General features: G+C 41.7%; 13 protein-coding genes. 4 read left to right on the top strand and 9 right to left on the bottom strand.

Translation table 11 applies throughout. The features are described from left to right. Positions 1 to 108: 108 nt before the first annotated feature. Together aat and FTU05_RS08310 are read left to right on the top strand one after the other, a co-directional pair. Positions 109 to 840 (top strand): leucyl/phenylalanyl-tRNA--protein transferase, encoded by a 732-nt coding sequence (gene aat, locus FTU05_RS08315; RefSeq protein WP_180164939.1) that lies wholly within the window; start codon positions 109 to 111, stop codon positions 838 to 840. A gap of 21 nt (positions 841 to 861) precedes the next feature. Further along, a complete protein-coding gene (locus tag FTU05_RS08310; RefSeq protein ID WP_078190044.1) occupies positions 862 to 1,677 on the top strand; it encodes an arginyltransferase in 816 nt (271 codons plus the stop codon). A gap of 85 nt (positions 1,678 to 1,762) precedes the next feature. Here the strand turns inward: FTU05_RS08310 and rimI are convergent, their stop codons facing one another. The 7 genes from rimI to FTU05_RS08275 all read right to left on the bottom strand — a co-directional run bounded on the left by rimI (position 1,763) and on the right by FTU05_RS08275 (position 9,627). Then, a complete protein-coding gene (gene rimI, locus FTU05_RS08305) occupies positions 1,763 to 2,221 on the bottom strand; it encodes a ribosomal protein S18-alanine N-acetyltransferase (protein WP_180004229.1) in 459 nt (152 codons plus the stop codon). Positions 2,222 to 2,338: 117 nt separating this feature from the next. After that, positions 2,339 to 3,220 (bottom strand): metal-dependent hydrolase, encoded by an 882-nt coding sequence (locus FTU05_RS08300; protein ID WP_078193116.1) that lies wholly within the window; start codon positions 3,218 to 3,220, stop codon positions 2,339 to 2,341. Between the two features lie 216 nt (positions 3,221 to 3,436). Then, positions 3,437 to 4,627, bottom strand: coding sequence for an elongation factor Tu (gene tuf, locus FTU05_RS08295; protein WP_180002848.1), 1,191 nt, complete (start codon positions 4,625 to 4,627; stop codon positions 3,437 to 3,439). A 93-nt stretch (positions 4,628 to 4,720) separates the two neighbouring features. After that, on the bottom strand, positions 4,721 to 6,856 hold the full coding sequence (fusA, locus tag FTU05_RS08290) for an elongation factor G (protein WP_180004228.1): 2,136 nt from the start codon (positions 6,854 to 6,856) through the stop codon (positions 4,721 to 4,723). Between the two features lie 131 nt (positions 6,857 to 6,987). After that, positions 6,988 to 7,458 carry a 30S ribosomal protein S7 gene (gene rpsG / locus FTU05_RS08285; protein ID WP_005011815.1) on the bottom strand — a complete coding sequence of 157 codons (471 nt, stop codon included), beginning with the start codon at positions 7,456 to 7,458 and terminating at the stop codon, positions 6,988 to 6,990. A 178-nt stretch (positions 7,459 to 7,636) separates the two neighbouring features. Then, entirely contained in the window at positions 7,637 to 8,011 is a 375-nt protein-coding gene (rpsL, locus tag FTU05_RS08280) for a 30S ribosomal protein S12 (RefSeq protein ID WP_000246374.1), read from the bottom strand. A gap of 155 nt (positions 8,012 to 8,166) precedes the next feature. Further along, the gene (locus tag FTU05_RS08275; RefSeq protein ID WP_180164937.1) at positions 8,167 to 9,627 is read right to left on the bottom strand and encodes an EcsC family protein; all 1,461 of its coding nucleotides are present in this window, start codon (positions 9,625 to 9,627) and stop codon (positions 8,167 to 8,169) included. 273 nt (positions 9,628 to 9,900) lie between these two features. Here FTU05_RS08275 and FTU05_RS08270 point away from each other — a divergent pair, with 273 nt between their 5' ends. Together FTU05_RS08270 and hemJ are read left to right on the top strand one after the other, a co-directional pair. After that, positions 9,901 to 11,130 (top strand): beta-ketoacyl synthase N-terminal-like domain-containing protein, encoded by a 1,230-nt coding sequence (locus tag FTU05_RS08270; RefSeq protein WP_180164935.1) that lies wholly within the window; start codon positions 9,901 to 9,903, stop codon positions 11,128 to 11,130. A 68-nt stretch (positions 11,131 to 11,198) separates the two neighbouring features. Then, on the top strand, positions 11,199 to 11,651 hold the full coding sequence (gene hemJ, locus FTU05_RS08265) for a protoporphyrinogen oxidase HemJ (RefSeq protein WP_180041062.1): 453 nt from the start codon (positions 11,199 to 11,201) through the stop codon (positions 11,649 to 11,651). 69 nt (positions 11,652 to 11,720) lie between these two features. Here the strand turns inward: hemJ and FTU05_RS08260 are convergent, their stop codons facing one another. Then, positions 11,721 to 11,963 carry a hypothetical protein gene (locus FTU05_RS08260; protein WP_180055299.1) on the bottom strand — a complete coding sequence of 81 codons (243 nt, stop codon included), beginning with the start codon at positions 11,961 to 11,963 and terminating at the stop codon, positions 11,721 to 11,723. A 44-nt stretch (positions 11,964 to 12,007) separates the two neighbouring features. After that, the coding region (locus tag FTU05_RS08255) for a transposase domain-containing protein (protein WP_179992416.1) at positions 12,008 to 12,103 on the bottom strand (96 nt) is incomplete at its 5' end.

The following is a 12,103-nucleotide window of genomic DNA, read 5'->3' as shown; positions in this document are numbered from 1 at the left end:
TTTTGCTTCATTCATTTGCTTAGCTAAATAGTTTTAAAAATTAGTCGACCTGATGGTCGGCTTTTTTATGCATGATAAAAATCCGTATACCTCAATAAGAAGCTTGGCATGCCGATACTCCCTCCTTCTGAATTTACTTTCCCCGATCCTGTTGAATGCGATCCCGAAGGTGAAGGCTTAATTTGCATCGGTGCTGACCTCTCCCCTTCCACACTGTTTGAAGCCTATAGTCACGGTCTTTTCCCATGGTTCAGTGAAGGTGATCCAATTTGTTGGTGGTGTCCTGAACCCCGCTGCATTATTCGACCGCATGACTATCATCCGAGCAAATCGTTATTACGCAGCATGAAAAAAATGGACAATAAGATCACCATTAATCATGCGTTTGAAACTGTGATTCGCTCATGTTCTTTGCCGCGTAGTTATGCCAATGAAACATGGATTTCAGAAGATATTATTCAGGGATATTCTGCGCTGTTTGACGCAGGCTATGCTTATAGCATTGAAGTTTGGGAAAATGAGACCGTTGTCGGAGGACTCTATGGCGTCAATATTGGCCATGGCTGCTTTGGCGAGTCTATGTTTAGTACACGAACAGATGTCTCTAAAATGGCGTTTTACACCTTAATGCTCATCGGGCAAGAGAATCAGTTGCCATGGATTGATTGCCAATTGGTCAACGATCACCTCTTAAGCTTAGGTGCGAGTACACTTTCTCGCCAACAATACCTTAATTCGTTACAAGATGTTGTTAAACAACCCTCTATCGATTGGAAAAAGTATCAGGACAGTGTATTTTCAAGTAAAACAATAGCGCAATGGGCAAGTCTCAGCGCATGACAATAAAAGAGGGATATTACGATGAATTCCTATCAACCGAAGTCCCTGTTGAACGAATTACAGTACTACATCACGCCTCCGCATGATTGTAGCTACTTAGAAAATAAATCTGCTCGGATGGTCTTTCTTGATCCTGTCCATCGTATTGATGTGGTCACGTTATCTGAACTTTCCCGCATGGGTTTTCGTCGTAGTGGGGATTTTGTCTACCGCCCTGAATGTCATCTTTGTCGCCAATGTTTGTCCTCTCGCGTTCCTGTTCATGAATTTCAAATGAACAGCGTGCAAAAAAAAGCGTGGAAACGGAATCAAGATTTAACGGTGAAAATTAGCCGTCCTCAAGATGCCGATGCAAAGCATTATGCCCTGTACGAACGCTATATCAATGAACGGCATGCTGATGGTGATATGTACCCACCTAGCCAAGATCAATTTGAAAAATTTTTAATCAATAGCTGCACTGACAGTTTCTTTTTAGAGCTATGGTTGGATGAGCAACTAATCAGTGTATCTACCTGTGATCCACTCGATGATGGTATTTCAGCGGTATATACCTTTTTTGATCCTGATGAAAGCCGTCGCTCACTAGGGACTTTTGCCATTCTGAAACAAATCGAGCATGCACAAAAGCTTGGATTGCAATATGTCTACTTGGGCTATTGGGTGCCAGATTCGCAAAAAATGAATTATAAATCTCAGTACATTCCACTGGAACTTCTGCTTGATGGACAATGGCGTCGACTCAATCGACCACTGACCCAAGAAGAAATTAGCCAACTGGGGGATTCCCTGATGACCACCTTACCTTCAGGTTGGAATAATCCTATTATTAAATAAAAGGGATCAAACAAAAGATCTTCAATAAAAAAGCATTCGTTTATTCACGAATGCTTTCTTTAAATCTGATGACGCTTCACCGCTTTTATTTAAATAAAGCTGCAAAATCATCAATACAAGCCTTCACCATAATAATGGCGTGCTCACGAGTTCCATCGGCATTTGGATAATAATTCTTTCGCAAATCGATTTGATGAAAATCCGCTTTTTCATATAAACGGATCGCTGGTTGATTACCTTCTCGCACTTCTAAGAAGATTTGAATGGGGTTATTTTTGAGTAAGGCAATAGATTCATCGAGTAATTGAAAACCTAATCCTTTGCCTTGCTGGCTCGGATCGATCGCCATTAACAATAAATTTGCTTCATCTAAAACGGGTTGTAAAATGCAAAAACCTACAACTTTTCCTTGTCGCTCAATCACCGTACTTTGATAGGCAGCAATCGATTCTTGAAATTGTTTTAAGGTCCAAGGATGGCTTTGTACGCGGCGCTCGATATCGTAAACCTGCTGTACATCAGCGTCTTGCATCAAACGAATCATCTTCGTTTATCTTTCTATAGCTAGGGTATGCGCATTATAAAAAGTTTGCTTCTAAAGTTGAATAAAAAAAAGAGCGATTTACATCGCCCTTCTCAAAAAGTCACCACAGCGCTGTGATTAGAGACCCAAATATGCTTTCCACGTTTTTAACAAACCTGAAGTATCTAAATCATTCGGGTGAAAACCTGGTTTAAAATACATCAGCATTTCTTTACCCATACCAGTGATGATGCCTTTTGAAGGGCTATAACCATAGGTATAAATATCTTTTAATGCTTCAAAATTAAGCTTGTTATCTTCTTTTAATAAACGAGCAACAAAGTAGCTTTGTACGAAGAATAAAGTCACCATAGCGCCAATCAATGAGCCTGTTCGGAGTGCGTAGGCCTTAATTCCCTGACCAAAGACACCTTCAAAAACATCATAAGCCACGGCTTTATGTTCATTTTCTTCAATCGCATGCCACAACCACATATTTTTCATGGTTTCATCTGTCATTAAAGCTTGAATATGTGGGTTAACCAATAACTGTGAAGCGATGGTTGCAGTGAAATGCTCAAGTGCCGTAGTTGCGGTAAGATCTACCATTTCTTGAGTGATACCAACAGGTTTACCAATACGTGCAAAAACTTTTCGCACACCTTGGATAACTCGACCCGTTGCCTTATCAAGCGTTTCGACATCATGACCGTATTTTTGTGCAGAGGCATTGAAACCTTCATGCTCTTGCGTATGCATGGCTTCCTGACCAATGAAAGCACTAATTTCTTTTTGTAGGGCTTCATTATTTGCGATCGCGGGATGTTTACGTACTGCACGCACACTATCAATAAAGAACATTTCACCCGCGGGAAATAAAGCAGATAATGCGGTCATAAAATGTGTCAAACCAGCTGAGCCGTTCATCCAGTACTCTGGTACCGCATCAAAATCAAAATTCATGCGGCGTACAGGGAAACTTGCACCTGCTCGATTAGTAATCTTTACTTTAGCGTTCATGCCTAACTCCTTTTTGAGTTATGAAATACTCAAACTTTTATTGGTTTTCTTGAGTTCATATTACGGTTTTATTGACGCGTAATTATTTCAGTTAAGGACAGTGAATTATCACTAAAGGACAGCTTTAAAAAATATTGTCAGACAATTTCCCTATCACATTGAATAAACATAAAAAAAAGCGCCTCAAAGAGGCGCTTTTTTACACACATTTAGTGATTATGCAGTTACTTTAGAAACTACACCAGCACCAACTGTACGGCCACCTTCACGGATCGCAAAGCGTAAGCCAGCGTCCATTGCGATTGGGTGGATTAATTCTACTGACATTTCTACGTTGTCACCAGGCATAACCATTTCAACGCCTTCTTTAAGCGCGATCGCACCAGTTACGTCAGTTGTACGGAAGTAGAACTGTGGACGGTAACCGTTAAGGAATGGAGTATGACGGCCACCTTCGTCTTTAGAAAGTACGTATACTTCTGCGTCGAATTTAGTATGCGGTTTGATTGTACCTGGTTTAGCAAGTACTTGACCACGTTGAACGTCTTCACGTTTAGTACCACGTAGAAGAACACCACAGTTCTCGCCCGCACGACCTTCGTCAAGAAGTTTACGGAACATTTCTACGCCAGTTACAGTTGTTTTAACTGTATCTTTAATACCAACGATTTCAACTTCTTCGCCTACTTTCACGATACCAGTTTCAACACGGCCAGTTACTACTGTACCACGACCTGAAATTGAGAATACGTCTTCGATTGGCATAAGGAATGCTTGGTCGATAGCACGTTCTGGTTCTGGGATGTAAGAGTCAAGAGCTTCAACAAGAGCAACTACAGCATCTTCGCCGTATTGACCAGCTTCACCATTAAGCGCTGCAAGAGCAGAACCACGGATTACTGGAGTGTCGTCGCCTGGGAAGTCATAAGTAGAAAGAAGTTCACGAACTTCCATTTCTACTAATTCAAGAAGCTCTTCGTCGTCAACAAGGTCGCATTTGTTTAGGAATACAACGATGTAAGGTACACCTACCTGACGAGAAAGAAGGATGTGTTCACGAGTTTGTGGCATTGGACCATCAGTCGCAGCACATACAAGGATCGCACCATCCATTTGCGCAGCACCAGTAATCATGTTTTTAACATAATCGGCGTGACCTGGGCAGTCTACGTGAGCGTAGTGACGGATTGGAGAATCGTATTCTACGTGTGAAGTATTAATTGTAATACCACGTGCTTTTTCTTCTGGTGCAGAGTCGATTGCAGCGTAATCTTTCGCTTCACCACCGAATTTTTTTGCACATACAGTTGCAATTGCAGCTGTTAAAGTAGTTTTACCGTGGTCGACGTGACCAATTGTACCCACGTTAACGTGTGGCTTATTACGTTCGAACTTAGCCTTAGCCATGAGATCTTCCTTTTTAAACTACTCATGCAGGGATACTGCATGAGCATTTGGTTTTTAACTATGAATTAGTTTGGGCTTATAGTAATCGAAAGATTACTCGTCGTCACCTTTTTTACCGCCAGATTGGAACTTAGCGATGATGCCTTCAGCCACGTTACGTGGTGTTTCAGCGTATTTAGCGAATTCCATAGAATAAGTTGCACGACCTTGAGACATAGAACGCATATGAGTTGCGTAACCAAACATCTCAGAAAGTGGAACTTCTGCACGGATAGCTTTAGTACCACCAGGTAAATCGTCCATACCTTGAACAAGACCACGACGACGGTTTAAGTCACCCATGATATCGCCCATGTAGTCTTCTGGAGTTTCTACTTCAACTTTCATGATAGGTTCAAGCAAGATAGGATCTGCTTTCATGAAACCGTCACGGAATGCGTAAGAACCAGCCATTTTGAACGATAATTCGTCAGAGTCGACGTCATGGTAAGAACCATCGAACAATGTCGCTTTGATGCCAACAACTGGATAACCAGCTAGGACACCATTCTTCATACGTTCTTGGATACCTTTGTCAACCGCACCGAAGAATTCTTTAGGTACTACACCACCTACAACTTCTTCAGCGAACTCGTAATCTTTGCCAGCATCTTCAGCAAGTGGTTCTAAACGTACGTATACGTGACCAAACTTACCTTTACCACCAGTTTGACGTACGAACTTACCTTCTTGTTCAACTGATTTTTTGATCGTTTCACGGTAAGCTACCATTGGTTTACCAATGTTCGCTTCAACGTTGAATTCACGCTTCATACGGTCAACAATAATGTCAAGGTGAAGCTCACCCATACCAGCAATAATTGTTTGACCAGATTCTTCGTCAGTACGTACGCGGAATGAAGGGTCTTCTTTCGCCAAACGACCTAAAGCAACAGACATTTTTTCTTGGTCAGCTTTAGTTTTAGGCTCAACCGCAAGCGCAATTACTGGCTCTGGGAATTCCATACGCTCTAGTGTAATTACATTGTTTTCATCACATAATGTATCACCAGTCGTAGTATCTTTAAGACCTACACATGCTGCGATATCACCCGCACGAATTTCTTCAATATCGTGACGGTCATTTGCGTGCATCTGTACGATACGGCCAACACGTTCGCGCTTCATTTTAACTGGGTTATAGCAAGGGCTACCTGCTTTAAGCACACCAGAGTAAACACGTACGAATGTTAAGTTACCTACAAATTTGTCGTTCATGATTTTGAACGCAAGCGCAGAGAACGGAGCATCGTCAGACGCTTCACGAGAACCTTCAGTTTCGTCTTTGTCGTCAAGGATACCTTTAATCGCCTCGACATCAGTCGGCGCAGGTAAGAATTCAATTACAGCATCCAACATACGTTGAACACCTTTGTTTTTGAACGCTGAACCACATAGCATTGGTTGAATTTCATTCAACAATGTACGTGCACGTAAACCTGAAACGATTTCTTCTTTAGTTAACTCACCTTCTTCAAGGTACTTGTCCATGAGTTCTTCTGATGCTTCCGCAGCAGCTTCAACCATGTTAGTACGCCATTCGTTAGCTAGTTCAACTAATTCAGCAGGGATTTCGCCATATTCAAACTTCATACCTTGAGACGCTTCGTCCCAGATAATCGCTTTCATTTCGATTAGGTCAACAACACCCTGGAAGTTTTCTTCTGCACCGATTGGAACAACGATTGGCACTGGATTACCACCAAGACGTGTTTTAACTTGTTCAACAGCACGGAAGAAGTTCGCACCAGTACGGTCCATTTTGTTCACGAATGCAATACGTGGAACTTTATATTTATTTGCTTGACGCCATACAGTTTCAGACTGAGGTTGTACACCACCTACAGCACAGTAAACCATGCATGCACCGTCAAGAACACGCATAGAACGTTCAACTTCAATAGTGAAGTCTACGTGTCCTGGGGTATCAATTACGTTAATACGGTGCTGTTCAAATTGGTTACCCATCCCTTTCCAGAAGCATGTTACTGCCGCTGAGGTAATAGTAATACCACGTTCTTGCTCTTGTTCCATCCAGTCTGTAGTTGCAGAACCTTCGTGAGTTTCACCAAGTTTGTGACTCTCACCTGTGTAGAACAAAATACGTTCTGAAGTGGTAGTTTTACCAGCATCAATGTGCGCAGAGATACCAATGTTACGATAACGAGAAATTGGGGTTTGACGAGCCATGATTTCTAGCATTCCTAAATTTTGTTGTTTAAAACAGGACGCTTTAAGCTGCATAGCAACTTAAAGCGATTCGATGACAAAACAGTGACAACTGATTTGTCACCCTCCTGAATAGGGGCTGTTTTATCCGCTTAGAAACGGTAATGAGAGAAGGCTTTGTTGGCTTCAGCCATACGATGCACATCTTCACGTTTTTTGATCGCTGCGCCTTTACCTTCAGCTGCATCAAGCAACTCACCAGCAAGACGTAAAGCCATAGTTTTTTCAGAACGCTTAGCAGCAGCATCTACTAACCAACGCATAGCCAAGGCAGTACGACGGGATGGGCGTACTTCCATAGGCACTTGGTATGTAGCACCACCAACACGGCGTGCTTTTACTTCGACCATAGGACGAACTTTTTCAAGAGTAGTCTCGAAAAATTCAACTGGGTCTACTTTAGATTTTTCTTGAACGCGGTCTAAAGCACCGTAAACGATACTTTCAGCAATAGATTTTTTACCATCTTGCATTACGTGGTTCATGAATTTAGCGATTGTTTGGCTGCTGAACTTAGGATCCGGAAGGATTTCACGGGCAGCAACTACGCGACGTCTTGGCATTTTAATACACCTAATAAATATGACACTTCAGGTTACTCCAGCAGGTGCACAAAGTGTCATGTGCTTTCGCTGGCCTTACTATACGTCGCTTGGAATTTTCACAAAAAATGCAGAAATCAGACAAGCGAGACGATAAAGGATTGCAGTTCTAACGAACTAAGAAGTTAATCTTTTCAGATTATTTCTTAGGACGTTTAGCACCGTATTTAGAACGAGACTGGTTACGATCTTTAACACCAGCACAGTCTAAAGAACCACGAACGGTATGGTAACGTACACCTGGTAAATCTTTAACACGACCACCACGGATAAGAACAACACTGTGCTCTTGTAGGTTATGGCCTTCACCACCGATGTAGCTAGAAACTTCAAAACCTGAAGTTAAGCGAACACGGCAAACTTTACGCATTGCTGAGTTAGGTTTTTTAGGTGTAGTTGTGTAAACACGTGTACAAACACCACGACGTTGTGGACAAGCCTTCAACGCAGGAACTTTAGATTTTTCAACTAAAGTTGTACGACCCTTACGGATCAACTGATTTGTTGTTGCCATTTGGCAATTCTCCCGTTAATAAAAAGCCCCAAAAAATACTACTTTTTGAGGGCATGCAATTGTAAGCGAAGACTTAAAATTGGTCAACAATATATGATCATCGAAAACATTTATTCATCGTGATTTGCGCAATTTTTCACCCACAAATAAATAGTTTATTTTTCAGAAGAATCTGCTGATTTTTTTGTAACTTTATCTACGGCTGCTGTTTTGGCTTTACGCGGCTTAGTTTTGGGTGCAGCTTTTTCCACTGGGACATCTTCTTGCTGTACAGATTCCAACACATCAAACTCATCTTTTTCAGCTAAAGCAGGTTTTTGCGCAGCCCCGGGTGCATGAGGCTCAACAACTTTCTCCGCAAGTGCCTCCAAACCTTCTGAGACTTTTTGTTCCTGCTCTACTTCCACTTCGGCTGCATCAGCGGTTTTAAGTTGTGTTTTTTTAGTGACTTTTACTGCGCGAATACTCTCATGACCTGCAACATCTATGGTCTGATCTAGTACCGGCTCAGCCAAATCAATATCTTTCGCCTTAATACCTTCTAGTAATTTAGGTGTTGCTTGAGCAAGCAACTCAAGAGAACGCTCATAGGCATGTAAAGGTGACAAGCTAATATCCTGATGCTGCAAAATATATTGGCGCGCATTAGAAAAGACTTGCTGTGCCTTCTGATTCACTTCATCCACTAAACGGCGACTATACACCACACTTACACCAACACTCGCCACAGGAGATAATCGTGATAGCTGATTTAACAATGAAACTTTTGGCATTTGATTGAGCCATGCCCACTTAAACTGACCATTTTCATCTAGTACATATTTTTTCAATGCTGCTGCATCGGTGTCTGAACCCACCAATTGCTGTAACTGATGCAAATCACTATTTTGTAGCGTGCTACTCAGAGCTTTTATTGCCATAAGCAAAGTTTGTTTTTCTGCAATTAAACTCAAGTCGACCTGTTTAAAAATAAACTGAACAATATCTTGGTCACTTTCTTTGCTTAAGTCAAAACCATAAGAACGTCCAACTTGATAAATCACTCGCAGAATCATAATCAGTGAAGCAGGGATATCAATACTTGAACCAATGACACCTGTCGCACCTGTTAAAGCTCCTTGAATCGAAGCAATCCATTTATTTTGCTCGCCCAAGGCCTGACTAATACGACGCGAACGATCGACATCTTGTGTCAACTCTTCTAAATCACGTACCCCAGCTTCATCAAGCACCGCATCTACAGATGAAATATCCGAACTAAAATGATTAAGTCGATCAAATAAATAATCAGAAATTTTGTCACTAAATTGAGGAGCAACAAAATTGGCTACATTATTTACGGTATTAAAATGTCGACCGAATAATTGTCTAGAAACATTCGGAACGTGTTCACGCAGGATTTGCTGTGGATTATCATATTTTTTCACATAAAATACGCTCGTCTGACGTGACTGACCTTCCAAGGTTTGACCATTTTTTTGTGGTTGAATGACCTTAGTTACAGATTCGGGTGCAACATGATTGATAATAGACACCCCTGTAGAACTGAGCTTTTTAGCCACTCCAAAGGCGTTTGAGAGCAGACCAGCCGTTGGTTTATTATTCGTTTTCGCCATTCCCTACCCCATTCAGACTATTCTTGAAATTCTTGATAAATACTAGGTGTAGTCAAACTTTATCACAACTTGAATATGTATCTTTAAGTTAAGTTTTTTGCTGCATCGTTGCAAATTAGCTCAGTCAAAAATAGGCATAGGATTTGCCATAAGAATTCAAAAAGCTTTCTGCTATCATTATTCCAATCAAATTATATGAGTTCGTCTATTTAGAAAGTTTCCTTCGTATACTTTCAATAGCTTGCTCACACACTACCTATAAAGGATCTGTAGATGAAACGTGTTGTAATCACTGGTATGGGCATCAACTCATGCATTGGTAATACATTAGAAGATGTCACTCATTCTTTGCAAAACGGGATTTCTGGAACACGTTTCAACCCAAGTTATGCTGAACTTAATTTCAAAAGTCATGTCAGTGCGGCTGCAGAACAAAACTTTGACGGTATTGACCGCCGCTTAAAACGCTTTATGGGCGTATGCGCAATGTATGCATACAACTCAGCTTTGGCTGCAGTAGAAAATGCAGGCTTAACAGCAGAACAAATTGGTGGTAATCCACGTTACGGTATTGCTGGTGGTTCAGGTGGTGGTTCAACTGCATCTGTTGTTGAAATGAAAGAACTTCTAGACACTAAAGGTGCACGTAAAGTTGGTCCATTCTTTGTACCACGTAACATGACCAACACCATTACCGCAAACGTGGGTGTTGCATTTAAAATGCAAGGTATTGCACACACGATTACTAGCGCATGTGCAACATCTGCCGATGCCATTGGTTATGCATACAACCTGATTCAATTGGGCAAACAAGACTTAATGCTTGCCGGTGGTGGTGAAGAAGACCATTGGTCACAAAGTCTTTTATTTGATGCAATGGGCGCACTTTGTTCAAAATATAATGACACTCCAGAGACTGCTTCACGCCCTTACTCTGCTGACCGTGACGGTTTCGTCATCGCAGGTGGTGGTGGCTTCGTTGTACTAGAATCTCTTGAACATGCTCAAGCACGTGGTGCAAACATTTTGGCTGAAGTTGTCGGCTATGCAGCAAACTCTGATGGTGCTGACATGGTTGCACCATCTGGCGAAGGTGCGACGCGTTGTGTCCTTATGGCTTTAGAAGAAGCTAAACAACATGGTGTAGATACCATCGACTATGTTAATACACACGGCACATCTACTCCGGCAGGTGATGTTACTGAACTTAAAGCAATGGAGCGTGCTTTCGGTGAAGGGCAAGTTCCTCCGCTCAGCTCGACCAAATCGATGACCGGTCACAGTCTGGGTGCTGCAGGTGTACAAGAAGCGATTTACTCTATTTTGATGATGCAAAATGACTTTATTGCACCAAACATCAACGTGACTGAACTTGACGAAGGTGCAAAACCTTTTGATATCGTACTTGAAAAACGTGATGCAAAATTGAATACTGTGATGAGTAACAGTTTTGGTTTTGGCGGTGTAAACGCTTGCCTCGTTTTCAAAAAATGGGAAGCTTAATATAAAGTTTGCTGCTTTGGCGCTTCGGTGCCAAAGCACACACCCACCGCCCTTTTAAGGGTCAATATATGGATGCTCCATCAGATGCTTTCCTCTGGGTCAAAGCATTACATATCATCGCAGTTGTTTGCTGGTTCGCAGCGCTATTTTATCTCCCTCGCCTTTATGTCTACCATGCCATGAGTGATGATGCTACGAGTCATCAGCGCTTTCAAATCATGGAACGCAAGCTATATCGCGGCATTATGTGGCCCGCAATGATTGCTACACTGATCACGGCGCACTTCCTCGTCGATTGGGGTGATGCAACTCGACACTACCATGAAGCGCTTTGGTTCTACCTAAAAGTTGGATTAGTTGGACTATTGGTGATTTATCATTTTGTATGTGGTTATTACCGTAAAAAGCTTATCGAAAATGCACATTATAAATCGCATAAGTTCTGGCGTTTTTTTAATGAAATGCCAACTTTGATTTTATTTGCAGTGATCATTTTAGTGGTCGTGAAGCCAAGCTTCTAAACGACTGTAAAAAAGCCCCTACTCATTGGGGCTTTTTTATTTCTATACCAAAATGTTTATATACAAAAACTACAACTGCACACAGCTATCTAAAATATTCCAATTGTGTGCTCTAAATTGCTCACGCGGATACGGCACTTCAGCACACAACATCCCCTCTTTCTTAAAGAAACGTCGACCGTGGCTATTTTGACTCAACTGCATTAAATCAGTCGCACCCTGATTCAACAAATTAAAAATCATAATACGATCATTCAAAATGCGCCCTGCAAGCACAGAGCGCTCCCAAGGCACCCCCTCTATATTGGACAAAGTATTGCCCAAAGTAAGCGTCCGCTGAACCCCATGCCTATTTTTTAATTCGATTTAGGTTTCCAGCGGTGTGGTAGCAATTCTTCAATCTGAGTCACTTTATGTGTCGGCAACCTTTTCAGCACATCACTTAAATAGGC

The organism is Acinetobacter sp. YH12049 (genome assembly GCF_013419875.1).
Classification (GTDB): domain Bacteria; phylum Pseudomonadota; class Gammaproteobacteria; order Pseudomonadales; family Moraxellaceae; genus Acinetobacter; species Acinetobacter amyesii.
Note: the sequence above shows the minus strand (reverse complement) of the source record. Positions and strands in the feature narration are given on the sequence as shown.

Coding starts and splice junctions, on each gene's coding strand:
- FTU05_RS08310 (WP_078190044.1), top strand. CDS start 862: ATGAATTCCTATCAACCGAAGTCCCTGTTGAACGAATTACAGTACTAC.
- FTU05_RS08300 (WP_078193116.1), bottom strand. CDS start 3,220: ATGAACGCTAAAGTAAAGATTACTAATCGAGCAGGTGCAAGTTTCCCT.
- rimI (WP_180004229.1), bottom strand. CDS start 2,221: ATGATTCGTTTGATGCAAGACGCTGATGTACAGCAGGTTTACGATATC.
- hemJ (WP_180041062.1), top strand. CDS start 11,199: ATGGATGCTCCATCAGATGCTTTCCTCTGGGTCAAAGCATTACATATC.
- rpsG (WP_005011815.1), bottom strand. CDS start 7,458: ATGCCAAGACGTCGCGTAGTTGCTGCCCGTGAAATCCTTCCGGATCCT.
- fusA (WP_180004228.1), bottom strand. CDS start 6,856: ATGGCTCGTCAAACCCCAATTTCTCGTTATCGTAACATTGGTATCTCT.
- FTU05_RS08270 (WP_180164935.1), top strand. CDS start 9,901: ATGAAACGTGTTGTAATCACTGGTATGGGCATCAACTCATGCATTGGT.
- FTU05_RS08275 (WP_180164937.1), bottom strand. CDS start 9,627: ATGGCGAAAACGAATAATAAACCAACGGCTGGTCTGCTCTCAAACGCC.
- aat (WP_180164939.1), top strand. CDS start 109: ATGCCGATACTCCCTCCTTCTGAATTTACTTTCCCCGATCCTGTTGAA.
- tuf (WP_180002848.1), bottom strand. CDS start 4,627: ATGGCTAAGGCTAAGTTCGAACGTAATAAGCCACACGTTAACGTGGGT.
- rpsL (WP_000246374.1), bottom strand. CDS start 8,011: ATGGCAACAACAAATCAGTTGATCCGTAAGGGTCGTACAACTTTAGTT.